Here is a 24,915-nt window from a genome sequence, read left to right on the forward strand (position 1 = left end):
GTCTCCTCAGACGGTCGCGGGAGCGGGGGCGGGAGCAGGGGCGGCGGGCGCCGGCGGGGCGACGCGGGGCTCGGGCGGCAGCCCGAGGTGGCGCTCGCCGATGAGGTTGCGCAGGATCTCCTCGGTGCCGCCGGCCGAGCGGACGCCCGGCAGGGCGGAGACCTGGTGGCCCCACTCCCCGTCGACGAGCGCGTCGGGGCCGATGGCGTCGACGACGAAGCGGCACGCGTCGAGCGACGCGATCACCGACGTGATCTTGATGAGCCCGGCGTCCGGGCCGGGGACGCGGCCCTCGGCGATCTCGCGGACGACGCGCTCGCTCGTGTGGCGCAGGGCGAGGAGCTGGCTGGCGACCTGGCCCATGCGCACGCGGACGGCGTGGTCCTCGCGCGCCGCCGGGTCCTCGGCGATCGCGGCGACGAGCCGCTCCAGGCGGACCGCGTGCAGGCCCGAGCCGACAGCCACGCGCTCGAACCCGAGCATCGTCAGCGCGACCTTCCAGCCCTCGCCCTCGGCGCCGATCATGGCGTCGGCCGGCAGGACGAGGTCGTCGAGGAAGACCTCGTTGAACTCGGCGTCACCGGTGATCTGGCGCAGCGGCCGGATCGTCAGGCCGTCGCTGTCCATGGGGACGAGGAACATCGACAGGCCCTTGTGCTTGGCGACGGCCGGGTCGGTGCGGGCGAGCAGGATGCCGAACGCGGCGTGCTGGGCGAAGCTCGTCCAGACCTTCTGGCCGTTGACGACCCAGGCCCCGTCCTCGCGCCGCCGGGCGCGGGTCTGGACGGCCGCGAGGTCGGAGCCCGCGCCCGGCTCGGAGAGCAGCTGGCACCAGAACTCGTCGCCGCGCAGCAGCGGCGCGAGGTGGCGCTCCTGCTGCTCGGGGGTGCCGTGGGCCATGATCGTCGGGCCGACCATGCCGATGCCGATGAAGTCGAACGGGCCGGCGATGCCGCGGGCCTCGAGCTCCTGGTCGACGATGACGGCCTCGGCCGGCGTGCCGCCGGGACCGCCGAACCGCGCGGGCCAGGTGACCCCGACGTAGCCGGCGTCGGAGAGGCGACCCTGCCACGCGCGCAGCCGCGCGACGGCCGCATCGTCCTGGGGCTCGAGGACGTGCCGACGCGGGGCGTCGGCACCGTGCTCGTCCAGCCAGGCGCGCAGCCGGTCGCGGTAGTCGTGCTGATCGGCCGTGAGCTCGAGCGACATGCCACGATCATACATCGTGAACGGACAGGCTGTCCGAGTCTGGTGGGTAGGGTCGCGCCAGGCATGGGCGACGACGAGCAGCGCATCTACCGCTACGAGCAGCGCACCGACCGCGACCTCGAGCCCGCCCCGGGCGACGACGCCACCATCGCCGCCGTCGGCGCGCACCTCGAACGGCACATCGGCCCGGTCGAGACCGTCTTCCACGAGATCGTCAGCGACCTCGTCCACGTCGACATCCACATGGTGCTCCCAGCCCCCGACCGCCCGTACGCGGCGCTCATGACCTCCGGCATGAGCGACCGGCCGATGACCCTCCCCGCCGAGCTCGACGGCGAGCTGTCGCCGCACGCCGAGATCTGCCTGCTGCTCCCGCCCGACTGGCCGCTGGACGAGGACGCCTGGCAGGACGAGCGCCACTACTGGCCGATCCGCTGGATGAAGGTGCTCGCCCGCTTCCCGCACGAGTACGACTCGTGGCTCGGCGCCTGGCACACGATGCCCAACGGCGACCCGCCCGACCCCGTGGCGCCCGGCAGCCCGTTCGTCGGCGTCATGCTCGCCCCGCCGCTCACCCCGCCGCCGGAGTTCGGCACCCTCGAGCTGCCCGACGGCCGGGTCGTGACCGTCCTGACGTTCCTGCCGCTGCACGCCGACGAGATGGAGCTGAAGGTCCGCTCCGGCGCCGATCCGCTGCTCGAGGCGCTCGACGCCGCCGGTGTCGGCGACGTCCTCGACGGCGCGCGCCCCTCCGCGCTGGGCGGGCGGCGCCGCCGCGGGCTGTTCCGCCGCCGCTGACCGCGGGCCGCAGCCGGCGGTCAGGCCGCCGCGCCCACCGCGGCCGTCGCGGCGGCCGCGCCCCCGCCGAGGTGGCGGCGCAGGAACGCGAGCTGGTGCTCGACGACGCGCTCGTGCGCCGATCCGCCCGGGTACACGTCGAAGTGGTCGCACGGGTAGTGCCGGACCTCGGCCCGCCCCTTCTCGGCGGCCTTCATCGACTGGGCCGGGGTGACCGTGCGGTCCTCGTCCCCGATCTGCACGAGCAGCGGCACCCGGAGCTTCGCGGCGTGCCGGCCGGGGGCGTAGGAGCCGACCTGCAGGAAGATGCGCGCCGCGACCTCGTTGCGCCACGTCGGCCCGGCGACGGCGTGCATCGCGGCCTCGGCACCGGGCGCGGTCAACGCGGCGACGGTGCCCGGCGCGCCGACCGACGGGGCGTACACCGGCGCCGCGCCCCGCAGGGCCCCAAGCGCGTCCTTCAGGCCGACCGCGGTCAGCCGGCCGGCGGCCAGCGGCCCGTTGCGGCGCACGAGGTCGACGAGCGTCGCCAGGCCGTCGGTCGCCGGCGTCAGCGCGATCACCGCGGCGATCCGCGGGTCCTCCGCCGCCACCTGGAGCACGTGCCCGCCGGCGAACGAAACGCCCCAGGCGACGATGCGGTCCGGATCGACGCCGGGCAGCGTGCGCGCGTACGCGATCGCCGCCGCGTAGTCCTCGCGCTGACGCCGCGGGGACAGCAGCTGGCGGGGCTCGCCGTCGCTGGCGCCGAAGTGCCGGTAGTCGAACAGGACGACGTCGGCCCCCGCCGCCGCGAACGCCTGCGCGAACGGCGGCAGCCCGCTGTCGCGCGTGGCCGCGAAGCCGTGCGCCATGACGACGCAGGGCCGCCCGGCCGGCGAGGAGAGCGCGTCGCCCTCCCCGACGTGATGCCAGGCGGCGCACTGCACGCCGCCGGACGGAAAGCGGATGTCGGTCGGCTCGGTCATGCGGTGGGTCCTCCGAAGATGGCGGAAAGCCAGGTCGTGGTCAGGGCGTCGGCGAGCTGCTCGTCGGTGAAGGACGGCTCGTCCTCGCCGCGCGCGTGGCGCTCGAGCGCCCGCTCGTTCATGGACAGCAGCAGGCGGGCGAGCAGCACCGGGTCCGGGCCGTCGGGCGCATTGCCCAGCGCGCGCTCGGCGGCGATCGTCGCGGCGACCGGGGCGACGAACCGGTCGATCCACGCGTTCCACAGCCGCCGGACCTCGGCGTCGTCGCGGGCGTCGATCGTCGCGAGGACGACGTGCCGGTGACGGCGCCAGGCGGCGACGGTGCTGCGCATCGTGCGGCCGACCGCGGCGACGTCGCGCCCGTGCGGCTCGTCGAGGAACGGGGCCGCGACCGCGAGCAGCTCGTCGGCGACGTCGCCGAGCAGCTCGGCGACCGCGGCCTCCTTGCCGGGAAAGTAGAAGTAGAACGCGGAGCGCACGACGCCGGCGTCCCGGGCGATCTCGCCGATGCCGACCGCCGACAGCGGCCGGTCGCGCAGCAGCCGCTCGAGCGCCTGCAGCAGCGCCGCGCGCCGGACGTCCCCCCTGCTCGGCGGCCGCTGCGCGACCGCCTCAGACACCGACGGGCTCCCCGGCACGCCCCGCGAGCGGGACCGGGCCGGGCGCTGCGCGCGCTCGCGGCCCGCGGGCAGCTCCTTCTTGCGCATCTCGTACTCGTAGACGTGGTAGTCCATCTGCTGCGTGTGGCGCGGCGAGTCCTTGAAGTGGCCGGTGTTGCGCGCGTCGTCGGCCGCGATCACGCGGCGCATCTCCTCGGGCGCGGGCGGCCGGTAGGTGCCCGCGAGGTAGCGGGCCGCGAGCCGCGACTGGCACTCCACGAACGGGAACAGCGTCGGGACGGCCTGGGCGAAGCCGACGAAGACGACGTCGTCGTGGTCGGGGTGCAGCATCCGCTTGTAGAGGTCGATCCGGTTGCCCGGTGCGCTGATGAGGTCCTCGTCGAAGAACGGGAAGCTGATGTTGTAGCCCGTGGCGTAGACGATCGCGTCGAACTCGCCGCTGGTGCCGTCGACGAAGTGGACGGTGCGGCCGTCGAGGCGCTCGACGTTCGGCTTCGCGCAGGCGTCGCCGGAGCCGAGGCGCAGGAGCAGCTCGCTGGAGGCGGTCGGGTGGGCCTCGAGGAAGTGGTGGTTGGGCTGCGGCAGGCCGAAGTCGGTCGGATGCCCGGAGATGAGCCGGGGCAGGATCCGCGCCGCGCGGCGCTGCAGCGCCAGCGGCAGCCAGGGCGTGGTGGACACGACCTTGTCGACCGGCCGGCCGAACACGTACTTGGGGATGATCCACGCGCCGGAGCGGGTCGAGATCGTCACCCGGTTGCCCCACGCCTTCTGGGACAGCTCGCTGACGATGTCGGCGGCGCTGTTGCCGATGCCGACGACGAGCACGCGCTTGTCGCGCAGGTCGAGCGGGTCGGTCGGGGAGATGTAGTGGTGGGAGTGGATCGTCTCGCCGGTGAAGGTGCCGGGGAAGTCGGGCAGGCGCGCGTCCCAGTGGTGGCCGTTGGCGACGACGAGCGCGTCGAAGCGGCGCGTCTCGCCGTCCTGGGTGTCGACCTCCCAGCCGCCACCGGGCAGCCGCCGGGCGTGCTCGACGCCGTTCTCGAAGTGGATGCGCTCCTTGAGCGCGAACGCGTCGGCGTAGAGCTCGAGGTAGCTCTTGATCTCCGAGTGGTGCGGGAAGTCCGGGTAGGACTCCGGCATCGGGAAGTCCTTGAACGACAGGAGGTCCTTGGACGTGTCGATGTGCAGCGACGCGTAGGCGCTCGAGCGGCCGTTGGGGTTCTTGAACGCCCAGTTGCCGCCGATGCGGTCCGAGGACTCGAAGCACTCGTACGGGACGCCGTAGTCCCCGAGGTTCTTGCCGGCGGTCAGGCCGCTGATGCCGGCGCCGATGACGCAGGTGGTCGGAAGCTCTCCCATGCGGCCGACCGTACCCCGGGAACTTGACGGGTGTCAACTTCGCCCGGTGCGGGCGGCCCGGCGGGCGTCGCGGGCCTCCACCAGGCGCGCCGTCTCGCCCGACACCGGCGCGCCGAGGAGCCCCGCGACGAGGTCGACGAGGTGGCTCGTGAACAGCCGGTGGTCGGCGCGGACGCCGCGCTCGTGCGCGCGCCGGGCCAGCTCGACGTGGGTGAACTGCATCGCGGTGAAGCGGCGGTGCAGCTCGACCGCCCCGGCGGGCATGAACGGCGCGACCGCGGTGCGCCAGCGGGCGGTGCTGCTGCTTTCCACGCCGCCCAGGAGCCGCAGCGCCCGCTCGCCGGGAGCCGTGGCGAGGTCCGCGAGGACCTGCAGGTAGCCGGGACCGCCGTCGGCGTCGCCGAGCTTGACCGCCAGCGGGCGGACGTAGGCGGCGACGACCGCGCGCAGCTCGGGCTCGTCCTGGGCGGCGTCCAGCAGCGCGTGGCGCCGGGCCTCGACCTCGGGGGCGTGCTTCTCGAGGACGGCCGCGATGACGCCGTCACGGCCACCGAGGTGGTACTGGACGGCGCTGGCGTTGCGAGCCCCGGCGGCGGCGTTGATCTCGCGCAGCGAGACGCCGTCGAGGCCGCGCTCGAAGAACAGCTGCTCGGCGGCGGCGACGAGGCGCGTGCGCAGGTCCGGGGCGTCGGGCACGGCGCCGGACCCTACAAGCACCCGCATTGACAATCAATGCGCCTGCATTAGACTCGGTCGCATGCCTTGGGATTTCTCGACCGACCCGGAGTACCAGGAGAAGCTCGACTGGGCGCGGCAGTTCGTCCGCGAGGAGATCTGGCCGCTGGAGACCGTCTTCCACGAGCTCGACCAGGACCAGCTCGACCGCGCCTACGCCCCGCTGCAGGAGCGCGTCAAGGAGCAGGGCCTGTGGGCCGCGCACCTGCCGCCCGAGCTCGGCGGTCAGGGGTGGGGCCAGGTGAAGCTCGGCCTCCTGCACGAGATCCTCGGCACCTCGATGCTCGCGCCCAACGCGTTCGGCTGCCAGGCGCCGGACTCCGGCAACAGCGAGATCCTCGCGCTCGCCGGCACGCCCGAGCAGAAGGAGCGCTGGCTCGAGCCGCTCCTCGCCGGCGACATCAAGAGCGCCTTCTCGATGACCGAGCCGGGCGCGGGCGCCGACCCGACGCTGCTGCAGACCCGCGCGGTCCGCGACGGCGACGACTACGTCATCAACGGCCACAAGTGGTTCACCTCCAACGGCTCGATCGCCGACGTGCTCATCGTCATGGCGGTCACCGACCCCGACGCGCGGCCGCACCAGCGCGCCTCGATGTTCATCGTCCCGGCCGACACCCCCGGCGTGAACATCCTGCGCGACGTGCCGACGATGGAGCACCCGGAGGGCGGCTTCGGCAAGCTCGGCGGGCACTCCGAGGTGCTCTACGAGGACGTCCGGATCCCGAAGGAGAACCTCCTCGGCGCGGAGGGCACCGGCTTCCTCATCGCCCAGCACCGCCTCGGGCCCGGCCGCATCCATCACTGTATGCGCTGGCTCGGCGTCAGCCAGCGGGCCTTCGACATGCTCTGCGAGCGGGCGACCTACCGCTACGCGTTCGGCTCCACCCTGGCCGAGAAGCAGACCGTGCAGAACTGGATCGCCGACAGCGCCGCGCAGATGCAGGCGGCCCGGCTGATGACGCTGCACGCGGCGTGGAAGATGGACACCCAGGGCGCCTCCGCCGCCCGCACCGACATCTCGCTGATCAAGTTCTTCGGCGCCGGCGTCCTGCACGACGTCGTCGACCGCGCCCTCCAGATCCACGGATCGCTCGGCTACTCGACCGACCTGCCGCTCGAGGCGATGTACCGGATGGCGCGCGGCGCGCGGTTCTACGACGGGCCCGACGAGGTGCACCGCCAGTCGGTCGCGCGGCAGATCCTGCGCGGCTACGAGGCGCCCGCCGACGGGGTGCCCAGCGAGCACCTGCCCACGCGCGAGGCGCACGCCCGGCAGAAGTTCGCCGAGATCCTCGAGATGGTCACGGCCAACGACTGATGGCACCGCAGCCGGACGCCGCCGACGAGGGACGGCACGCGCCCGGCCCGGAGCCGCTGTGGAACGAGAGCTGGTACTTCGACGCGGTCTCGGCGAGCGGGGACCTCGGCGTCTACGCGCGCCTGGGGCGGCTGCCGAACCAGGGGGTCGCCCTCCTCACGGTCTGCGTGACCGGTCCCGGCCGCCCGTCGGTGATGCTCGCGCGCGAGGTGCCGCTGCCCGACGCCGACGACGACACCCAGGCCGTCACGGTGGACGGCGCCCGCTACCGGCAGTCCTGCGAGGAGCCGCTGCGACGCTGGCGGCTCTCCGTCGACGGGATCGGCGAGGCGCACGCCGACCACGCCGCCCCGCTGCACGGCGGGACCGGTGTGCCGACCGCGGTCGCGCTGGAGCTCGAGTGGACGACCGACGGCACCCCGTACCGCTGGCGGCACGGCAACCGCTACGAGGTCCCGTGCCGCGTCGCCGGCACGGTCCGCGTCGGCGAGGAGCAGCTCACGCTCGCCGGGGTCGGGCAGCGCGACCACTCGTGGGGCGCGCGGGACTGGTGGGCGGTCGAGTGGATGTGGAGCGCCCTGCACCTCGACGACGGCACGCACCTGCACGCCGTCGGCATCCCCGGGGTGCCGCAGTACAGCGTCGGCTACGTGCAGCGCGACGGCCTCGTGCACGAGCTGTCGACCGTCGTCGCGCAGGACGAGGTCGCGCCGGACGGGCTGATCGTGCGCTGCGCCGTCGCGCTCGCGCCCGACGCCCCCGACCTCGCGGTCGAGCCGCTGGCGTTCGGCTGCGTGCGCCTCGATGCCCCCGACGGGCGCGTGTCGTGGTTCCCGCGGGCCCTCTGCCGCGTGCGCACCGACGACGGGCGCACCGGCCTGGGCTGGCTCGAGTGGAACCGCCTGCAGCGCTGAGCCCGCGCGCGGTTGCCCGCGCGGTCGCCGGGTAGCCCGACGGCATGGACACCGACCCGATCACCCCCACCGAACGCGAGCACGAGCAGGAGGCCGCCGCCGAGGCGGCCGCCATCGGCGGGACCGGCACGTCCGAGGCCGACCCGGCCCAGCAGGCCGTCCGCGAGGCGGGCGGCGGCGAGGCCGAGGGCTTCGAGGACGCCGAGCGCGCCCTCGTCGACAACGCCTCGCACGGCGACCAGCACGCCGCCCACCGCGTCCTGCAGGACATGCCCGACCCCGAGCCCGAGCGCGAGGCCGCCGAGCACGGCGAGGCCGACCGCGAGGAGGACGCCGGATGACCGCCACCCTCCCCCGTGCCGAGGTCCCGGCGCCGCCGGCGCCCGGCCCGCCCTCGCCCGGCCCCGAGCCGCAGCTCCCGCCGGACCCGGCGCCCCAGCCCCCGGTCGTGCCCGACGACCCGGCCCCGCCGACCGAGCCCGACCCGGCGCCGGTCCCGCAGATCTGATCCCGCGGGCGGCGCCGGAGGGCGCCGCCTAGCGCTTGCGGTCGTAGGCCGCCTTGACGACGCGGCCGAGCAGCTTCGACTTCAGCGGCGTGTACGGGAACATGTTCAGGTCCTTCTTGAGCGCGAAGCGCTGCGAGACGACCGTCTGGGTCTTGCAGTACTTGCGGATGCCGTTGGCGCCGTGGCGCGAGCCGACGCCCGAGGACTTCCAGCCGCCCATCGGGGCGCCCATCACCGCGTAGTTGAGCAGCGCGTCGTTGACGAGCACCGCGCCCGCCTCGACGCGCCGGGCGATCGCCTCGCCGCGGGCGATGTCCTTGGTCCAGACGCTGGCCTGCAGGCCGTACTCGGAGTCGTTGGCCATGCGGATCGCCTCCTCGGCGTCCTCGACCGCCATCACGGGGATCGTCGGGCCGAACGTCTCCTCGCGCATGCAACGCATCTGGTGCGTGACGCCGGTCAGGACGGTCGGCTCGAAGAACCGGCCGGGACCCGCCCCGCGGCGGCCGCCGATCTCGACCTTCGCGCCCTGCTCGACGGCGTCCTTGACGTGCGCCTCGACGATGTCGATCTGCGGCGCGAACGTCAGCGCCCCGACCTCGGCGACGCCCGGGCCGTCGGAGACGCCCTGGCGCAGCTCGCGGACGTTGGCGACGAGCTTGGCGACGAACTCGTCGTGCACGGCACGCTCGACGTACACGCGCTCGATCGAGATGCAGACCTGGCCCGAGTTCAGCAGGCCGTAGTAGGCGGCGGCGTTCGCGGCGCGGTCGAGGTCCGCGTCGGCGAGCACGATCATCGGGTCCTTGCCACCGAGCTCCAGCGAGACCGGCGTGAGGGTCTTCGCGGCGCGCTCCATGACCTTGCGGCCGGTCGCGGTCGAGCCGGTGAACATCACGTAGTCGGCCGCGTCGACGACCGCGCCGCCGGTGCCGCCGTCGCCGGTGGCGACCGAGAACACGTCGGCGGGCATGCCGGCCGCGTCGAGCATCTCCTGGACGAGGAGCGCGGTCATCGGGGTGACCTCGGACGGCTTGAGGACCACCGCGTTGCCGGCCATGAGCGCGGGCACGCAGTCGCAGAACGCGTTGACCAGCGGGTAGTTCCACGGGCCGACGACGCCGACGAGTCCGACGGGCTCGTAGCGGACGACGACCTTCTTGCCGACCGTGAACGGCGTGAAGTGGGAGATCGGCTCGTCGGCCAGGTACCGCTCGGACTCCTTCGCCCAGAAGCGGAAGCTCTGCGCGGCGATGCTGACCTCCAGCGAGGCGTCCTCGTAGGTCTTGCCGGTCTCGTCGCAGATCGTCTTGATCATGCGGTCGGTGTTCGCCATCAGCCAGCGGCGCGAGCGGTGCAGGACGTCGGCGCGCGCGTCGAAGCCCATCGCGTTCCAGCCGACCTGCGCCATCCGGCCGCGCGTGGCGAGCTCCTGGACCGCACGCTCGTCCAGGACGGGGATCTGCCCGATCGTGCGGCCGCGCGCCGGGTCCTCGACGTCGATGGTGCGGGTCGCGGGGGCGGAATCGGCGGTCACGTCGGCCATGCGGGCTCTCCTCGGGTTCGACAGGGTGTCAAGGGTGATGCTACTCAGCTGATCGCGGCGTGCAACGCGGCGAACTCCTCGCGCACGTCCTCGACGAGCTCCCACAGGTCCGGGAGCAGCTCGCGGTCGCCGACCATCCCGATCTCCAGCGCGTCGGCGTAGCTGACGACGGTGACGTTCAGCCCCACGCCGCCGAAGATGAGGCTCGCCGGGTACTGGCCGACGACCTCGCGGCCGAACGCCGTGATCTGCACGGGCGGACCGGGCACGTTGGAGATCGTCAGGTTCACCGGCGGTGCGACCTGGCCGGAGTCCATGAGCTTCATCGCGACCCCGGCGACGGCGCCGAACAGGGGCGGCGGGATCAGGCCGTTGGTGTCGGCCAGCAGCGAGGTCGGGATCGCCCGGTGGCGTTCCTTGGCGGCGACCATCGCCCGGCGGGCGAACCCGATGCGGCGGTCGGGCTCCTCGAGGTGCGTCGGGATCGGCACGACGAACGAGGAGATCGCGTTGCCGAAGCCGCCCGCGGCGGTCGTGCCGCGCACGCTCGTCGGCACGAACGCGACGAGCGGCGCGTCGGGGACGCCCCCGGTGGCCTCGAGCCGCCGACGCAGCCCGCCAGAGACCCCGGCGACGACGACGTCGTTGAAGGTCACGCCGTGGGCGTTCTTCAGGTCCTTCACGACCTGGACCGGCACGCGCCCGAACGCGACGATGCGCCGCGAGGAGAGCGGGCCGTTGATCCGCGTCCGCGGCGCCGCGACCACCGTCGGGCGGGCGCTCACCGGACCGCCGGTGGCCCACGCGGCGAGCCGTCCCGCGGTCCGCGCGGCACCCGCCACCTGCGGGACCCCGGGGATCGAGCGCAGGCTCGGCGACTGGTCGAGGTGGGGCAGGACCTTCAGCCCCGCCCGCGTGCCGCGCACCGGGTGCAGCAGCAGACCACGGGTGCCGCGCGCCAGCAGCTCGCGGCGGCGCGGGACGAGCGCGGCGCGCCGGGCGGGGCGCACGGGCGCGTCGTGGTCGACCATCAGCGTGCCGAAGATGTGCGCGGCGGCGACGCCGTCGGCGGCGGCGTGGTGGAGCGTCGTGAGGATCGCGGAGCGCCCGTCGGCGAGGCCGTGGACGAGATCGATGCGCCACAGCGGCCGGTCGCGCGGCAGCTGGACCTCGAGGATCGACGCGACGGCGGCGCCGAGCTGCCGCTCGTCCCCGGGGGCGTCGAGCGTGATCTCCTGCACGTGCGCCGGGACGTCGGGGTCGACCTCGACGAACACCGGGTGGTCGAGGCCGAGCGGCACGGTGTGGAGCTTCCAGCGCAGCGGGGTCAGCAGGCCGATGCGCTGCTGGACGCGGGCGATGATCGCGTCCCGGGTGACCGTGCTGCCGTCGGGGGCGGGCGCGACGATCGTGATGCCCGTGTAGTGCGCGAGCGTCGTGTCGGTCTCGGCGAGGAACTGCGCGTCGAAGGCGCTGAGCTGGTGCAGGGCGAGCTGGGACATCGGACCTCAGGCCTCCGCGTCGTCGTCGGCGCCGCGGACGAGCTCGGGCTGCTTGGCGGCACCGATCCGGCGGTCGTAGCCGGCGCGCGCGGCCTGGTCGATCTCCAGGAACGTGCGGTCGGCCTTCAGCGCCCGCGCGGTCGCGTCGCGGAAGCGCCGGCCCAGCAGCTGGTTGGCGCGGACGGCCGAGCCGACGACGCGCGGCACGTACACGTCCGGGCGCGGGTCCGCGAGGGCGTCGACGATGCCCGCCGCCACGTCCTCGGGGGTGACCGTGCGGATGAACCGCGTGCCCGTGGTGCCGGCGATCAGGTCGGTCTGCGTGAACGACGGCATCACGCACGTGAACTCGATGCCGCTGCCGCGGTGCTCGACGCGTGCGGTCTCGGTCATCGCGACGACGGCCGCCTTGCTCGCGCAGTAGGAGACCGCCCCGGGCGCGGGCGCCTTCCCGGCCACCGAGGCGACGTTGACGACGTGGCCGCGACGGCGGGGCAGCATCCGGCGCAGCGCGAGCCGCATGCCGGTCATGGCCCCGAGGACGTTGACCTGCATGACCTTCTCGGCGGTGCTGTCGGCCTCGTCGACGAACGGGCCGAGTGGCATGATCCCGGCGTTGTTGACGAGCGCGTCGAGCGGGCCGAGCTCCTCCTCGACGCGGTCGATCGCCGCCGCGAACGAGCCCGGGTCGGTGACGTCGAGCGCGAGCCCGAGGACGTCCGGGCCGAGCGCCGCCGCGGCGTCGCGGGTCGCCTGCTCGTCGAGGTCGCCGATCGCGACGCGCGCCCCGGCGTCACGCAGGGCCCGGGCGGTGGCGTGCCCGATCCCGCGGGCACCTCCGGTGACGAGGACGACGCGGCCGGAGAGAGGAGACATGCCCCGATCTTGACACGTTGCGAACAGTATGTCCGGCCTGACCGTCCGATCTACGGGGTCCCGGCTCAGCGGTACCCGGTCCCGACGAACAGCCCGTCGATCACGGCCTGCCGGGTGTCCTGCGGCCGGATGACGTCGTGCAGGAACGACTGCGACGCGGCCCGCCAGGGGGCGAACGCGCTGTGCATCTCGCGCTCGAGCTCGGCGGCCAGCGCGCGCGCCGCCTCCTCCCCGCCCTCGGCGCGCGCCGCCTGCAGGCGGCGGTGGTGGACCACGTGGACGGCGTTGTCGGCGGCCATGAACCCGATCTCCGCGTTCGGCCAGGCGACGACGTAGTCGGTGCCCATCGACGGCCCGCCGAGCGCCATGTAGCCGAAGCCGAACGCCTTGCGCAGGATCACCGTCACCTTCGGGACGGGCGAGCGAGCGACCGCCGTGTAGAGGCCGATGAGCTTCTGGCCGACCGCGAGCCGCTCGGACTCCTCCCCGATCATCACCCCGGGCATGTCCTGCAGGAAGACGAGCGGCAGCCCGAAGCCGGTGCAGAGGTCGACGAGGCGGTGGACCTTGACGGCCGCCGGGGCGTCGAGGACCCCGCCGCGGAACTTCGGCTGGTTGGCGACCACGCCGACGGGGCGACCCTGCACCCGGCCGAGGCCGACGACGACGCTGCGCGCGTGCTCGGGGTGCAGCTCCAGGAACGAGTCGCCGTCGAGCACCGCGTCGAGCACGCGGCGCACGTCGTAGCCGCGCCGGCCGCGGTCGGGCACGATCGTCAGCAGCTCCTCGCCCGGCGTCGCGGGCGCGACCGGCGGGACGCTCGGCGGCTCGCGGGTCGCGTTGCTCGGCAGGTAGCCGAGGTAGCGGCGGATCGTCTGCATCACGGCCTCCTCGGTCGGCTCGAGCCGCGTGACCATGCCGGTCTCGCGCACGGTGACCGCGGGACCGCCGAGCTGCTCGTGGGTCGTCTCGGCCCCGGTCGACGCGCCGACCAGCGACGGGCCCGACAGCGCGATCGAGCAGCCCTCCGCCATCACGACGAGGTCCGACGACCCCGCCCAGAGCGTCGGGTCGCCGTAGGCGTTGCCGAGGATCGCGGTGATGCGCGGGATGCGGTCCTCGGTGACGCGCAGGCCGAGGAAGTGCTCGCCCTCGTCGCCACCCGCCGCGGCCGCGAAGTCGGAGCCCAGGAGGTCGGGCAGGCGTCCGCCGTTGGCGTCCCCGAGCATCACCAGCGGGTAGCCCTTGCGGCCGGCGAGGCTCATGATCTGGCCCTGCTTGCGCGACCCGACGCGGCCGGTCGTGCCGGCGAGCACGGACGCGTCGGTGGCGATCACGCAGACCTTGCGGCCCTCGACCGTGCCGACCCCGGTGACCACCGCGTCGGCCGGGGCGCGCTCCCCGACCTCCTCGCGGTCGGAGTGGGCGAGCATGCCGAGCTCGACGAACGAGCCCGGGTCGACGAGCAGCGCGACGCGCTCGCGGGCGTTCAGCCGCCCGGCGGCCGCGCGCGCGGCGAGCCGCTCCTCCCCGCCCATCGCCAGCGCGGCCGCACGCCGACGCTCGAGCTCGGCCAGGCCCTCCTGCTTGGTGACCTCGCCGGGGGCGGGGGCGTCGCGGTCGTCACGGGTCGTGCCGGTGTCGGACATCTCGACCGGAGCATATGTCCGACCGGCGCCTCAGGGAGACGGAGCGGTGCGCGCGTCGCGCTCGCGGGCCAGCGCGCCGAGCGCCTGCAGCGGCCCGGGCTGCGCCCACGCGCGCAGCAGCCGGCCGGCGAGCAGCGCGACGAGGCGGGCGGCCGGGCCGTCGACCCGCATCCGCAGCGTCACCTCGCAGGCGTCGTCGCCGAGCGGGCGCAGCTCGTGCTCGTAGGTGCCCCGGGCGACCGGCAGCCCGTGGACGCCCACGAGCGTCAGACGCCGCTGCGGCTGAACCACGCCGACCTCGAGGTCGACCGGTCGCGTGCGCTCGGGGTGCAGCCCGCCGCGCACGCCGGGCGCGAGCGGCCCGTCGAGCCACGCGCGCTGCAGGCGCGGATGCCATCGGGGGCGCGCCTCCACGTCCGCGAGGACGGCCCACACCGCCTCGGCGGAGGCGGGGACGGTGGCGGTGGTCTCGGCGAGCAGCGGCACGGGCGATCACCCGGTCTACGGGCCGCGGGGCGCGCTGCGACCACCGCGCACGACCGCGGACGCGCCCGTGCCGCCGGTCGCGTCCCGGTCTCAGTGCGGTCTCATGTCGGGCCGGGCGGCTTGTCCGCGACCCGCCGGTGGGGTGGGATGGGCCGATGCGCCTCCGCCATCTGCCGGCCGCCCTCGCCGCGACCGTGCTCGCGACGCCGATCGGGGTCGCCCACGCCGGCTGGGAGTCGGTCGGGCCCATCACGCTCGGCGCCAGCCCGGCCCTCCTGCAGGCCGTCGAGCGCGCGAGCGACCGCAGCGTCGTCGTCGGCCAGCTGGACGGCGCCCTCGCGACGTTCCAGCGCCTCGCCCCCGGCGCGGCCGCCGCAACACCCCCGGTGACGGTGTCGACCACCGCGACGCGGGCCGCGTTCGGCACCATCGCCGGGGTCCCGACCTTCGTCGTGCGGGACAACGGGCCGGAGGGCGACGGCTACTACCTGCTGCGGGTCCGGGAGGACGGGAGCGGCGCCGACCGGATCACGCCCCGGCTGAGCGTCCCCACCGCATCGCGTGTCGGGATCGGGGAGGTCGGCGGCGTGCCGCACGTCGTCCTCGTCGACGTCAGCGGGACCGACGAGCGGCTGCGGCTGTTCCGCTTCGCCGCGGGCGCCTGGACGGAGATCGCCGACATCGTCGGCGCCAACGGCTTCAACGCGGTCTCGGGCAACTCGACGGTCGGCGGCCCCAACCCGTCGGTCGTCGACCTCGGCGGGCAGCCGGGCGTCGTGTGGATCGAGCGGGACGCGGACCCTGCGGACCTGAACATCGGCACGCTGTTCGTCGCGCGTCCCAACGGCTCCGGCGACGTGCTGCAGGAGTCGGCGGGCCTGTTCCGCATCGACCAGCAGACCGCGATCGTCTTCGACGCCCCCGGCGGCCCGTACGTCGGCGTCACCAGCCAGCACTACGACATCGCCACCCCGGACGAGCCGTACGGTCCCACCAGCGTCACCCTGTACCGCCTCGCCTTCGAGGCCGGGCGCGCCCTGTTCGTCGGGGTCGGCGGCGGCCCCGCCGCGACCGGGGACTCGACGCCCCAGTCCGCGTTCGGGCCGCTCGGCACGGGTCCCGGCCTGCTCACCACCGGAGGGACGGCCAACGCGGTCGCGCGACGGGTGCTCGACGGCGCCCTCGTCGACCTGGGGCTCGGGTTCCCGGGCACCGGCGAGCTGGCGGCCGACATCCCGATCTCGCTGCTGCACGTCGGCGGCGCGACCGGCTCGCCGTACGCGCTGCGCGCCATCGCGACCCTCTCCGGCCTGCGCCTGGAGCTGCTGCGGCTCGTGCCCGAGGGCCTGCCCGCGCACGTGGCGGCGAACGCCACCACCGCGCAGCTGCAGCTCCCCGTGCGGACCTTCGGCCTGCCCACGCGACTGGCCCTGGAGGTCGGCACGACGCCCGCGCAGACGCTCGACCTCAGCACCCCCGACGACGCCGACCGGCTCGCGTTCCCGGTCGCCGCGGTATCCGGGCTGGCGCCCGGGGCGAGCACGCCGTTCCGGCTCGTGCACCGCGACGGTCAGGGCCGGAGCACCGACGTGACCACCGGCGCGATCCAGACCCCGGCGGCTCCGGGGAGCGGTCCGGCGGGTCCCGCCGGACCCGCCGGACCGGCCGGCGCCGCGGGCACGACCGCGCGGGCGCGGATCGTCGTCGTCGCCTCCTCGAACCGCCTGCGCGTGCGCCGCGGTCGCCGGGCCGCGTTCTCGCTCGTCGTCACCGAGCCGGGCAGCCTGCGTCTCGTCGTGCGGCGCGGCAGCCGCACGGTGGCGACCGTGACGCGCACCGTGCGCGCGCCCGGCCGCGCGACGATCGCCTGGAACGGCCGCAGCGGGCGGTCCGCCGCCGCGAAGGGCACCTACACCGCGACGATCACGCTGACCGCCCGGGACGGGGCGAGCGCCCGGCTGACCGGCCGCGTGACCGTCCGGTAGCGGCCGGACCCGGCCTCAGGGCTGCGGGGCGAGCAGGTCCTCGACGGCCGGCCGCTCCGCGGCGGGCAGCGCGCTGGCCGGGGTCCCGACGTCGACGCGCTCGTTCACCTCGGTCTCGCGGACCGTCCCCCACCACAGGCCGAACAGGCTCACGGCCGCGATCGCGGCGAACGTGCCGCCCAGCGGCAGGCGCAGCGCCCGGTCGCGCCGGCAGGCCAGCAGCACGGCGAGGCCCAGCAGCGCGAACCAGACCGTCGTGAGCGCGATGGCGGCGACCGTCGTGCGGGCGACGATCGCCCCGAGGAACCAGGTGCCCGCCGCGACGGCGGCGACGAGCGCCAGCGGCGCGGCGACGCGCATCACGAGCGGCCCAGGTCGGCGCGGGCGAGGTTCGACGTGAACGGCACGCACCAGAACACGACCGAGCTGTAGCGCCGCAGGTCGATCGACTTCGGGATCCGGTAGCTCTGGTTGCCCTTGGAGCCCTTCAGGCGTCCGAGGTCCTTGTAGTCGTCGTCGATGCGGCCGTCGCTGCGGGCGCTCTTCGGCACGAGCCACACGCGCACGACCGGGCCGGGATCGATGCGGAAGCGCCGCAGGTTCAGCGTGCGGCTGCCGTCGGGACGGGCGACGACGGTCGCGACGCCGCGGGCGTCGTGGGAGGCGGGCCGCACGGTGCCGCGCAGCAGCTCGACGTTGGCGGCCATCGCGGGCGGCGCGGCCGACAGGAGCGCCACGGCCGTGGCCGCGGTCGCCAGGAGGGCGGGACGGGATCGGAGCATGGATCGAGGATGGCGGCCCGCCGTCCCACCGTCGATGACGAACTGCTTACGCTGCGCCGTGTGCAGATCAACGGCATCGACCTCGCGGTCGACGAGCACGGGCCCGCCGACGGTCCGGTCGTCGTCCTCCTCCACGGCTTCCCGGAGCTCGCGTACTCGTGGCGCCACCAGATCGGGCCGCTGACGGACGCGGGGTACCGGCTGCTCGTCCCCGACCTGCGCGGGTACGGCCGCTCGGAGGCGCCGGCGGCGGTGGAGGACTACGCGATCGACGTGCTCGCGCGCGACGTCACCGGGATCCTCGACGCGTTCGCGGTCGAGCGGGCGGTGCTGATCGGGCACGACTGGGGTGCGGACCTCGCGTGGAAGACGACGTGGCTGCACCCCGACCGCGTCATCGCGGTGGGCGGCCTGTCGGTGCCGTTCGCGCCGCCCGCGCCCGCCCCGCCCGTCGGGCTGATGCGCCAGGGGCTCGGCGAGGACTTCTACATGGTGTGGTTCCAGGAGCCCGGGGTGGCCGAGGCGGCCCTCGAGCGCGACGTGCGGCGCACGCTCGCGACGAGCCGGCAGTGGACGGCCGCGTGGGCGCAGGAGCAGGACGACGTGCCGCCGACGCCCTCGTTCCTCACCGACGAGGAGCTCGACGTCTACGTGCGGGCCTACGAGCGCACGGGCTTCCGCGGCGGGCTGAACTGGTACCGCAACCTCGACCGCAGCTGGGAGCGGACGAAGGACCTGGACCGCCGGATCGAGGTCCCGGCGCTGTTCCTCACCGGCGAGCGCGACCCGGTCCGCCGGTTCATGCCGTCGGTGGTCATGCAGGGCTGGGTGACGGACCTGCGGGTCGACGCGGTGATCCCCGAGGCGGGGCACTGGCTGCAGCAGCACGCGCCCGAGGCGGTCAACGAGCACCTGCTCGCCTGGCTCGCCGACGTCACGTGACCCATCGCACATGACATCGATCGATGTCACATGGTGTGATGACACCCATGGAGAGGACGATCGACATCGACCGCGAGCGGGCCCGCGTGGCCCGCGAGGCCGCCGCCCTGGCCCGGCCCCGCATCTGGACCGACACCATCGGGGCGCTCGCCACGACGGCCTGGCGGGCGGTGAGCAGCGCCGCGCCCGACGCGCCGCTCGTGCTCCTCGGCGCGGCCGCCTCCGCCGCCGGCGCGCCCGCGATCGGCCCGGTCCGCAGCGAGCCCGCCGCGATCGCCGGCGCCCAGCGGCTCGTGCGCCGCGGCGGCCCCGCCTACATCAAGCTCGGCCAGTTCGTCGCCAGCGCCGACGGGATCCTCCCGCCCGCCTGGGTGCAGGCCTTCGCCTGGTGTCGCGACGACGCGCCGCGGCTGGACACCCGGATCGTCCGGGACGTCATCGCCCGCGAGCTCGGCGAGGACGCTCTGGCGGTCGTCGAGGAGGAGGCGCTCGCCGCCGGGTCGATCGGCCAGGTGCACCGGGCGTGGCTGCCCGACGGCACGCCCGTGGTCGTGAAGGTCCGCCGGCCCGGGCTGCGCCGCCGGCTGCGCTCGGACATCGGGGCGCTCGCCCTCGCCGCCGCCGGCGCGGAGCGGATGAGCGAGGACGTCGCCGCGCTCAACCTGCCGGGGTTCGTCGAGCTGTTCGCGCAGCTCACCCTCGAGGAGCTCGACTTCCGCCTCGAGGCCCACAACCTCGTCCAGAGCGCCGCGATCTACCGCGACTGCGGCCTGGACTTCGTGCAGGTCCCGCGGCCGATCGACGGGCTCGTCACCTCGCGGGTGCTCGTCATGGAGCACGTCGCGGGCGTGCCCTACGACCGGGCGGGCGAGGAGCTCGACGCCGACGTCGACGGCGAGCGTCTGCTGCAGCTGGCGATCGGCGGCGTGCTGACCAGCACGCTCCTGCACGGGGTCTTCCACGGCGACCTGCACGCCGGCAACGTGCTCGTCCGTCACGACGGGACGTTCGCGCTCGTCGACTTCGGGATCTGCGGACGGCTCTCCGAGGAGCAGCGCGGAGCGCTCGGCGCGTACCTCATGGGCTTCGCGGCGGGCGACGCCGCCGCCCAGATCCACGCGCTGCGCCGCTTCGGCGCGATCCCGGCCGACGCGGACGCCGACGCGCTCGTGGCCGAGCTCGGCGCGGAGCTCGAGCGGCTCGGCCACCGCACCGACGGGGCCGTGACGTTCGAGCGGCTCGGCGACACCGTCGGCCGGCAGCTGGCGATCCTCTCCCGCAACGGGTTCCGGATGCCGAAGGGGCTCGTGCTGTTCTTCAAGAACCTGCTGTACCTGTCGAGCTTCGCGGCGGCGATCGCCCCGCAGGCCGACCTGTTCAGCACGATCGAACGGGCGCTGGGCGACCTCGACGCCGAGCACGCCGCGCGCCTGGGCGCCGCCCTCGCCGCCTGACCCCGAGCCGGCTCAGGCGTCGAGGTACGCCGCGAGGTGCTCGCCGGTGAGCGTCGAGCGGTCGGCGACCAGGGCCGCGGGCGTCCCCTCGAACACGACCCGGCCGCCGTCGTGCCCGGCGCCCGGCCCGAGGTCGATGATCCAGTCGGCGTGGGCCATCACCGCCTGGTGGTGCTCGATGACGATCACCGACCGGCCGTCGTCGACGAGCCGGTCGAGCAGCCCGAGCAGCTGCGCCACGTCGGCCAGGTGCAGGCCGGTCGTCGGCTCGTCCAGCACGTAGACGCCACCGTCCTGCCCGAGCTGCACCGCGAGCTTCAGGCGCTGCCGCTCACCGCCGGAGAGCGTCGTGAGCGGCTGGCCGATCGTCAGGTAGCCGAGCCCGACGTCGACGAGGCGGACGAGCACCTTGTGCGCGGCCGGGATCCGCGCCTCGCCCTCGGCGAAGAACCGCTCCGCCTGTGCGACCGACATGGCGAGCACCTCGGCGATGTCGTGGCCGCCGAGGCGGTGCTCGAGGACCGATGCCTGGAACCGGCGGCCCTCGCAGTCCTCGCAGGTCGTCGCGGCCCCGGCCATCATCGCCAGGTCCGTGTAGATCACCCCGGCGCCGTTGCAGGCCGGGCAGGCGCCCTCGGAGTTCGCGCTGAACAGGCCCGGCTTGACGCCGTTGGCCTTCGCGAACGCCTTGCGGATCGGGTCGAGCAGCCCGGTGTAGGTGGCGGGGTTGCTGCGGCGCGACCCCTTGATCGCGCCCTGGTCGACGACCACCACCCCGTCCTGCGGGGCGACCGAGCCGTGGATCAGCGAGCTCTTCCCCGAGCCCGCCACGCCGGTGACCGCGACGAGCACGCCGAGCGGCACGTCGACGTCGACCGCGCGGAGGTTGTGGGTGTCGGCGCCGCGGACCGCGAGCACGCCGGTCGGCGTGCGGACCTCGTCCTTGAGCGTGGCGCGGTCGTCGAGGTGCCGGCCGGTCGGGGTGTCGGCGGCGCGCAGGCCCGCGACGTCGCCCGCGTACACGACGCGGCCGCCGTCGGTCCCGGCTCCCGGCCCGAGGTCGACGACGTGGTCGGCGATCGCGATCGTCTGCGGCTTGTGCTCGACGACGAGGACCGTGTTGCCCTTGTCGCGCAGCGCGAGCAGCAGGTCGTTCATCCGCCGCACGTCGTGCGGGTGCAGGCCGATCGTCGGCTCGTCGAAGACGTAGGTGACGTCGGTCAGCGAGGACCCGAGGTGCCGGATCATCTTCGTGCGCTGCGCCTCGCCGCCGGACAGCGTGCCGGACGGCCGGTCCAGCGACAGGTAGCCCAGGCCGATCTCCACGAACGCGTCGCACGTGTGCGCGAGCGCGTCGAGCAGCGGCCGGACCGTCGGCTCGTCGAGCCCGCGCACCCAGGCCGCGAGGTCGGTGATCTGCATGCGGCAGGCGTCGGCGATGCTGACCCCGTCGATCCGCGAGCTGCGCGCTCCCTCGGCCAGGCGGGTGCCGTCGCACTCCGGGCAGGTCGTGAAGGTGATCGCGCGCTCTACGAACGCGCGGATGTGGGGCTGGAGGCTGTCGACGTCCTTGGAGAGCCAGGACTTCTGCATCTGGGGGATGAGCCCCAGGTAGGTGAGGTTGACGCCGTCGACCTTGATCTTCGTGGCCTCCTTGTGGAGGAGGTCGTCGAGCTCGCGGGTCGTGAAGCGGCCGACGGGCTTGTCCGGGTCGAACCATCCGCAGCCCCGGTAGATCCGTCCGTACCAGCCCTCCATCGAGTAGCCGGGGATGAGGATCGCGCCCTCGTTGATCGACTTCTCGGGGTCGTAGAGCGCGCCGTGGTCGACGTCGCTGACCTGCCCCATGCCCTCGCAGCGCGGGCACATGCCGCCGGTGCGCGAGTACTCGGCCTTCTCGGTGCGGGTGCGGCCGCCGCGCTGCACGGTGATGCCGCCCTTGGCGGTGACGCTCGGGACGTTGAACGCGTAGGCGCCGGGCGGGCCGATGTGCGGGTCGCCGAGACGGCTGAACAGGATCCGCAGCATCGCGTTCGCGTCGGTGACGGTCCCGACGGTGGAGCGGGCGTTGCCGCCGAGGCGCTCCTGGTCGACGATGATCGCCGTCGTCAGCCCGTCGAGGAGGTCGACGTCGGGTCGCGCCAGGGACGGCATGAACCCCTGCACGAACGCGCTGTAGGTCTCGTTGATGAGCCGCTGGGACTCCGCGGCGATGGTCGAGAACACGAGCGAGCTCTTCCCGGACCCGGAGACGCCGGTGAAGACCGTCAGGCGACGCTTGGGCAGCTCGACGTCGACGTCGCGCAGCGTGTTCTCGCGCGCGCCGCGGACGCGGATGACGTCGTGGCGGTCGGCGGCGTGCACGGACAGGCGCTCAGGCCTGGTTGAGCCGCACGAGCGTGCCGGCGGGGTCGCGCAGCGCGCAGTCGCGGATCCCGTAGGGCTGGTCGACGGGCTCCTGGACGATCTCGGCGTCGGTGGCCTGGAGCCGCGCGAACGTCGCGTCGAGGTCGGCGGTGGCGAGCGTGAGGCTCGCGTACGTGCCCTTGGCCATCATCTCGCGCACGGCGGTCCGCTCGGCGTCGGTGATCCCCGGGGTCGCGTCGGGCGGGTACAGGACGATCGAGGTGCCGCCCTCGGCGGGCCCGAGCGTGATCCAGCGCATCGTCCCGGAGCCGACGTCGTTGCGAACCGCGAAGCCGATCGCGTCACGCCAGAACGCGAGCGAGGCCTCCGGGTCGGTGTGGGGCAGCATCACGTGGTGCACGGTGAGGTCCATGGGCGCCACGCTAGCCCGCCCGGCCACGATCGGCTTCTCGATTCCTGACCGGTCGGGTCACCTGCTTGGCGACGCACGCCGGCACCCCGGGCAGTCCGGGTCCGGCGCCGGCCCGGTACGCGCTGGGGGTCACGCCGACGAGCTCGGTGAAGCGGCTGCTGAAGGTGCCCAGCGACGAGCAGCCGACCGCGAAGCAGACCTCGGTGACCGTGCGGTCGCCGCGGCGCAGCAGCGCCATCGCGCGCTCGATGCGGCGGGTCATCAGGTACTGGTAGGGCGACTCCCCGTAGGCGGCGCGGAAGCGCCGGCTGAAGTGCCCGGGGGACATCGCAGCGTCGCGGGCGAGCGCCGCGACGTCGAGTGGCCGGTCGTACTCGCGGTCGATGCGGTCGCGGACCCGTCGCAGCCGCACGAGGTCGTCGAGGCGCTGCTGGTCGGCTGACGGGGTGGTGGGAGTTCGCGGGGCCACGCCCCGCGAGTCTACGTCGCGCGTCGCGGGTTCAGGCGGCGGCGAGCTCGCGCGCGCGGAGGTCCCAGCGCAGCTCCTTGGCCCCGGACTCGTAGGCGTCGACCACCGTGACGGCGACCTCGGCGGCGGAGAGACCCTCGGGCAGCTTGGGCGGCGTGCCCGCGAGCGCGTGGTCGGCGAACTGCGTGTCGAGATGCGGCAGCCGCGCGTCGAGGACCGAGATGTGGTCGCGGCGCAGCTCGCGGCGCACCGCGGTCAGGTACGCGCTGAGCGCGGCCTTCGACGCGGAGTAGGCGGCCAGACCGGCGGTCGGGTACTCGGCGACGACCGCGGTGACGGCGCCGAGCCGGCCGGGCCCGTCGATGTGGGCGGCGGCCGCGCGCAGCACGGCGATGGCCGACGTGGCGTTGACGGCCATGAGCTGCTCGGCGATCTCGTCGTCGAGCTCGCGCGCGTCGCCGAACGCGGCGACCCCGTGGGCGATCATGCAGCCGTCGAGCCCGCCGAGGGCGGCGGCGAGCGCGTCGACGGCCGGTCGGCACGACCCGACCCGGGTCGCCTCGAAGCACGCGACGGGGGCGCCGCCGAGCTCGTCGGCGAGCTCCTCGAGGCGACCGCGGTCGCGGCCGAGCAGCGCGAGCTCCGCCCCGCGTGCCGACAGCTCGCGCGCGAGCTGCGTGCCCAGGGCGCCCGTGGCGCCGGTGATGAGGATCCGCTGCTCGTCCAGTCCCATACCGCAGGTACGGCCGACCGGGCGCGTCGGACTACGACGCGCCGCGATAGGCCCGGCGGGCGCGCGGTCCAGGAGCGCGTGCGCGGCGTCGAGGTCCTGCTGCACGTGCAACGTGTCGACGAGGCCGCTGAGCTCGAGCACGCGCAGGACGGCGCCGGGCGTCGCGACGGCGACGCAGTGGTTGCCGGCGGCGATCGCGCGGCGCGCGCTGTTGAGCAGCACGGCGAGCCCGGTCGAGTCGACGAAGCGGGTGCCGCGCAGGTCGAGGATCACGTGCCGCTCGGAGCGGCTGAGCGTCCGGAAGGTGGCCGCGTGGGTGGGGGTGGTGGCCAGGTCGAAGTCGCCGCTGACCGTGAGGACGACGCGGTCGGCCCGCTCCTCGACGGTGACGGTCGAGGCGGGAACACCGGCGGCGTCGGACGGGGAGCTGGGCATCTCGCTCACGGGGTGGGGAGGTCGCGGGGAGCCCGTGTGGGTTGATGCGCGGTGCGCGGCCGGGTCCCCGCCGGTCCTCCGAGTCTAGGCGCTCGGTGGCGGGAACGGGCGCGGGCCCCAGGACGGGGCCCGCGCCGGCACGATGAGGTGCCCGGCCGCCCCCGGGGGCTGGGGCGGCCGGGCGGTGCGGAGGATCAGCTCTGCGGGACGAGCACGCCGCCGATGACGTGCACGACGCCGTTGGAGGCCTCGACGTCGGGCATCTCGACCGGGATGTCGTTGATGGTCACGGCGCCGTCGGCGACCTTGACGGTCAGCTTCCCGCCCTGGACGGTCGTGAGCTCGTCACCGTCCTTGAGGTCGGCGGCGGTGAGCTTGCCGGGCACGACGTGGTACGTCAGCACGTCGGCGAGCTGCGCCTTCATGTCCGGCTCCAGCAGCGGCGCGACGACGTCGTTGGCCGCCTCGAACGCGGCGTTGGACGGCGCGAAGACCGTGAACGGACCCTCACCCTGCAGCGTCTCGACGAGGTCCGCCGCGGTCACGGCCTGCACGAGGGTGGACAGGTCGGGCGTGGCCTGGGCGAGCGCGACGATGTCCTGTGCACCGGCCTCGGGGGCGGTGGTCGCGGTGTCGGCGGGCGCGGCGGTCGTGGTGCCGGTGGACGCGCTCTCGTCCTCGTCGTCGCCGCACGCGGCGAGTCCGCCGATCGACAGGACGCCGACGATGACGCCGGCGGTGATGCGGGTGGGGAACTTCATGGAACGGCCTCCAGGGTCGGGGTGGTCTCCCCTGGTGCTCCGAGCGCACCACGACGCACGGTTGAGCGTCGTCGCGCCAGCTCC

24 protein-coding genes and 1 pseudogene are annotated in these 24,915 nt (G+C 74.5%); 8 read left to right on the plus strand and 17 right to left on the minus strand.

What is annotated here, in order from left to right; all coding sequences use genetic code 11:
- Positions 1-6 precede the first annotated feature (6 nt).
- On the minus strand, positions 7-1,209 hold the full coding sequence (locus GKE82_RS10345) for an acyl-CoA dehydrogenase family protein (protein ID WP_107566856.1): 1,203 nt from the start codon (positions 1,207-1,209) through the stop codon (positions 7-9).
- A gap of 63 nt (positions 1,210-1,272) precedes the next feature.
- Here GKE82_RS10345 and GKE82_RS10350 point away from each other — a divergent pair, with 63 nt between their 5' ends.
- Positions 1,273-2,007, plus strand: coding sequence for a suppressor of fused domain protein (locus tag GKE82_RS10350; RefSeq protein WP_154733216.1), 735 nt, complete (start codon positions 1,273-1,275; stop codon positions 2,005-2,007).
- 20 nt (positions 2,008-2,027) lie between these two features.
- Here GKE82_RS10350 and GKE82_RS10355 read toward each other — a convergent pair whose 3' ends face one another.
- The 4 genes and pseudogenes from GKE82_RS10355 to GKE82_RS10365 form a co-directional block, all read right to left on the minus strand.
- On the minus strand, positions 2,028-2,975 hold the full coding sequence (locus GKE82_RS10355) for an alpha/beta hydrolase (RefSeq protein ID WP_154733217.1): 948 nt from the start codon (positions 2,973-2,975) through the stop codon (positions 2,028-2,030).
- Complete coding sequence (locus GKE82_RS31380; RefSeq protein WP_375337042.1) at positions 2,972-3,595, minus strand: TetR/AcrR family transcriptional regulator; 624 nt, start codon at positions 3,593-3,595, stop codon at positions 2,972-2,974. The genes GKE82_RS10355 and GKE82_RS31380 overlap by 4 nt, the downstream gene beginning before the upstream one ends.
- Positions 3,578-4,954 (minus strand): annotated as a pseudogene (locus tag GKE82_RS10360) (flavin-containing monooxygenase); the annotation flags it as partial. The pseudogene GKE82_RS10360 and the gene GKE82_RS31380, both read right to left, overlap by 18 nt.
- Before the next feature lie 33 nt (positions 4,955-4,987).
- Entirely contained in the window at positions 4,988-5,650 is a 663-nt protein-coding gene (locus GKE82_RS10365) for a TetR/AcrR family transcriptional regulator (protein WP_199223823.1), read from the minus strand.
- A gap of 61 nt (positions 5,651-5,711) precedes the next feature.
- Here GKE82_RS10365 and GKE82_RS10370 point away from each other — a divergent pair, with 61 nt between their 5' ends.
- From GKE82_RS10370 to GKE82_RS10385, 4 genes are read left to right on the plus strand one after another with little or no spacing between them, the layout of a single operon-like run.
- Complete coding sequence (locus GKE82_RS10370; protein ID WP_154733219.1) at positions 5,712-7,010, plus strand: acyl-CoA dehydrogenase family protein; 1,299 nt, start codon at positions 5,712-5,714, stop codon at positions 7,008-7,010.
- Positions 7,010-7,924, plus strand: coding sequence for a hypothetical protein (locus tag GKE82_RS10375; RefSeq protein WP_154733220.1), 915 nt, complete (start codon positions 7,010-7,012; stop codon positions 7,922-7,924). The genes GKE82_RS10370 and GKE82_RS10375 overlap by 1 nt, the downstream gene beginning before the upstream one ends.
- A 44-nt stretch (positions 7,925-7,968) precedes the next feature.
- The gene (locus tag GKE82_RS10380; protein ID WP_107566864.1) at positions 7,969-8,265 is read left to right on the plus strand and encodes a hypothetical protein; all 297 of its coding nucleotides are present in this window, start codon (positions 7,969-7,971) and stop codon (positions 8,263-8,265) included.
- Complete coding sequence (locus GKE82_RS10385; RefSeq protein WP_154733221.1) at positions 8,262-8,432, plus strand: hypothetical protein; 171 nt, start codon at positions 8,262-8,264, stop codon at positions 8,430-8,432. Before GKE82_RS10380 ends, GKE82_RS10385 begins: the two co-directional genes overlap by 4 nt.
- A 28-nt stretch (positions 8,433-8,460) precedes the next feature.
- Here GKE82_RS10385 and GKE82_RS10390 read toward each other — a convergent pair whose 3' ends face one another.
- The 5 genes from GKE82_RS10390 to GKE82_RS10410 all read right to left on the minus strand — a co-directional run bounded on the left by GKE82_RS10390 (position 8,461) and on the right by GKE82_RS10410 (position 14,491).
- On the minus strand, positions 8,461-10,002 hold the full coding sequence (locus GKE82_RS10390; protein WP_255450922.1) for a succinic semialdehyde dehydrogenase: 1,542 nt from the start codon (positions 10,000-10,002) through the stop codon (positions 8,461-8,463).
- Between the two features lie 20 nt (positions 10,003-10,022).
- On the minus strand, positions 10,023-11,480 hold the full coding sequence (locus GKE82_RS10395) for a wax ester/triacylglycerol synthase family O-acyltransferase (RefSeq protein ID WP_107566866.1): 1,458 nt from the start codon (positions 11,478-11,480) through the stop codon (positions 10,023-10,025).
- A gap of 6 nt (positions 11,481-11,486) precedes the next feature.
- Complete coding sequence (locus tag GKE82_RS10400) at positions 11,487-12,356, minus strand: SDR family oxidoreductase (RefSeq protein WP_154733222.1); 870 nt, start codon at positions 12,354-12,356, stop codon at positions 11,487-11,489.
- 65 nt (positions 12,357-12,421) lie between these two features.
- The gene (locus tag GKE82_RS10405) at positions 12,422-14,005 is read right to left on the minus strand and encodes an acyl-CoA carboxylase subunit beta (protein ID WP_154733223.1); all 1,584 of its coding nucleotides are present in this window, start codon (positions 14,003-14,005) and stop codon (positions 12,422-12,424) included.
- Positions 14,006-14,035: 30 nt separating this feature from the next.
- On the minus strand, positions 14,036-14,491 hold the full coding sequence (locus GKE82_RS10410; protein WP_107566869.1) for an SRPBCC family protein: 456 nt from the start codon (positions 14,489-14,491) through the stop codon (positions 14,036-14,038).
- A gap of 155 nt (positions 14,492-14,646) precedes the next feature.
- On the opposite strand from GKE82_RS10410, the gene GKE82_RS10415 reads away from it, so the two are divergent.
- Positions 14,647-16,476: a hypothetical protein gene (locus GKE82_RS10415; protein ID WP_154733224.1), complete on the plus strand. Its 1,830-nt coding sequence runs from the start codon at positions 14,647-14,649 to the stop codon at positions 16,474-16,476.
- 15 nt (positions 16,477-16,491) lie between these two features.
- On the opposite strand, the gene GKE82_RS10420 is transcribed toward GKE82_RS10415, so the two are convergent.
- Together GKE82_RS10420 and GKE82_RS10425 are read right to left on the minus strand one after the other, a co-directional pair.
- Entirely contained in the window at positions 16,492-16,836 is a 345-nt protein-coding gene (locus tag GKE82_RS10420; protein WP_107566871.1) for a hypothetical protein, read from the minus strand.
- The gene (locus GKE82_RS10425) at positions 16,836-17,258 is read right to left on the minus strand and encodes a DM13 domain-containing protein (protein WP_154733225.1); all 423 of its coding nucleotides are present in this window, start codon (positions 17,256-17,258) and stop codon (positions 16,836-16,838) included. The genes GKE82_RS10420 and GKE82_RS10425 overlap by 1 nt, the downstream gene beginning before the upstream one ends.
- 9 nt (positions 17,259-17,267) lie before the next feature.
- On the opposite strand from GKE82_RS10425, the gene GKE82_RS10430 reads away from it, so the two are divergent.
- Together GKE82_RS10430 and GKE82_RS10435 are read left to right on the plus strand one after the other, a co-directional pair.
- Positions 17,268-18,200: an alpha/beta fold hydrolase gene (locus GKE82_RS10430; protein WP_107566873.1), complete on the plus strand. Its 933-nt coding sequence runs from the start codon at positions 17,268-17,270 to the stop codon at positions 18,198-18,200.
- Positions 18,201-18,247: 47 nt separating this feature from the next.
- Entirely contained in the window at positions 18,248-19,654 is a 1,407-nt protein-coding gene (locus GKE82_RS10435; protein ID WP_154733226.1) for an AarF/ABC1/UbiB kinase family protein, read from the plus strand.
- 12 nt (positions 19,655-19,666) lie between these two features.
- On the opposite strand, the gene GKE82_RS10440 is transcribed toward GKE82_RS10435, so the two are convergent.
- From GKE82_RS10440 to GKE82_RS10460, 5 genes are all read right to left on the minus strand, one after another.
- Positions 19,667-22,024: an excinuclease ABC subunit UvrA gene (locus GKE82_RS10440; RefSeq protein ID WP_154733227.1), complete on the minus strand. Its 2,358-nt coding sequence runs from the start codon at positions 22,022-22,024 to the stop codon at positions 19,667-19,669.
- Positions 22,025-22,028: 4 nt separating this feature from the next.
- Complete coding sequence (locus GKE82_RS10445; protein WP_154733228.1) at positions 22,029-22,433, minus strand: VOC family protein; 405 nt, start codon at positions 22,431-22,433, stop codon at positions 22,029-22,031.
- Between the two features lie 10 nt (positions 22,434-22,443).
- Positions 22,444-22,902: a helix-turn-helix transcriptional regulator gene (locus GKE82_RS10450; protein ID WP_107566877.1), complete on the minus strand. Its 459-nt coding sequence runs from the start codon at positions 22,900-22,902 to the stop codon at positions 22,444-22,446.
- 31 nt (positions 22,903-22,933) lie between these two features.
- The gene (locus GKE82_RS10455) at positions 22,934-24,070 is read right to left on the minus strand and encodes an SDR family NAD(P)-dependent oxidoreductase (RefSeq protein WP_230316743.1); all 1,137 of its coding nucleotides are present in this window, start codon (positions 24,068-24,070) and stop codon (positions 22,934-22,936) included.
- Positions 24,071-24,264: 194 nt separating this feature from the next.
- Entirely contained in the window at positions 24,265-24,831 is a 567-nt protein-coding gene (locus GKE82_RS10460; RefSeq protein ID WP_107566880.1) for a fasciclin domain-containing protein, read from the minus strand.
- Positions 24,832-24,915 lie beyond the last annotated feature (84 nt).

The sequence above is a fragment of the Conexibacter sp. W3-3-2 genome, from assembly GCF_009707605.1.
Taxonomy (GTDB): domain Bacteria; phylum Actinomycetota; class Thermoleophilia; order Solirubrobacterales; family Solirubrobacteraceae; genus Paraconexibacter; species Paraconexibacter algicola.

Coding starts and splice junctions, on each gene's coding strand:
- GKE82_RS10345 (WP_107566856.1), bottom strand. CDS start 1,209: ATGTCGCTCGAGCTCACGGCCGATCAGCACGACTACCGCGACCGGCTG.
- GKE82_RS10350 (WP_154733216.1), top strand. CDS start 1,273: ATGGGCGACGACGAGCAGCGCATCTACCGCTACGAGCAGCGCACCGAC.
- GKE82_RS10355 (WP_154733217.1), bottom strand. CDS start 2,975: ATGACCGAGCCGACCGACATCCGCTTTCCGTCCGGCGGCGTGCAGTGC.
- GKE82_RS10370 (WP_154733219.1), top strand. CDS start 5,712: ATGCCTTGGGATTTCTCGACCGACCCGGAGTACCAGGAGAAGCTCGAC.
- GKE82_RS10375 (WP_154733220.1), top strand. CDS start 7,010: ATGGCACCGCAGCCGGACGCCGCCGACGAGGGACGGCACGCGCCCGGC.
- GKE82_RS10380 (WP_107566864.1), top strand. CDS start 7,969: ATGGACACCGACCCGATCACCCCCACCGAACGCGAGCACGAGCAGGAG.
- GKE82_RS10385 (WP_154733221.1), top strand. CDS start 8,262: ATGACCGCCACCCTCCCCCGTGCCGAGGTCCCGGCGCCGCCGGCGCCC.
- GKE82_RS10395 (WP_107566866.1), bottom strand. CDS start 11,480: ATGTCCCAGCTCGCCCTGCACCAGCTCAGCGCCTTCGACGCGCAGTTC.
- GKE82_RS10400 (WP_154733222.1), bottom strand. CDS start 12,356: ATGTCTCCTCTCTCCGGCCGCGTCGTCCTCGTCACCGGAGGTGCCCGC.
- GKE82_RS10405 (WP_154733223.1), bottom strand. CDS start 14,005: ATGTCCGACACCGGCACGACCCGTGACGACCGCGACGCCCCCGCCCCC.
- GKE82_RS10415 (WP_154733224.1), top strand. CDS start 14,647: ATGCGCCTCCGCCATCTGCCGGCCGCCCTCGCCGCGACCGTGCTCGCG.
- GKE82_RS10420 (WP_107566871.1), bottom strand. CDS start 16,836: ATGCGCGTCGCCGCGCCGCTGGCGCTCGTCGCCGCCGTCGCGGCGGGC.
- GKE82_RS10425 (WP_154733225.1), bottom strand. CDS start 17,258: ATGCTCCGATCCCGTCCCGCCCTCCTGGCGACCGCGGCCACGGCCGTG.
- GKE82_RS10430 (WP_107566873.1), top strand. CDS start 17,268: ATGGCGGCCCGCCGTCCCACCGTCGATGACGAACTGCTTACGCTGCGC.
- GKE82_RS10435 (WP_154733226.1), top strand. CDS start 18,248: ATGGAGAGGACGATCGACATCGACCGCGAGCGGGCCCGCGTGGCCCGC.
- GKE82_RS10445 (WP_154733228.1), bottom strand. CDS start 22,433: ATGGACCTCACCGTGCACCACGTGATGCTGCCCCACACCGACCCGGAG.
- GKE82_RS10455 (WP_230316743.1), bottom strand. CDS start 24,070: ATGCCCAGCTCCCCGTCCGACGCCGCCGGTGTTCCCGCCTCGACCGTC.
- GKE82_RS10460 (WP_107566880.1), bottom strand. CDS start 24,831: ATGAAGTTCCCCACCCGCATCACCGCCGGCGTCATCGTCGGCGTCCTG.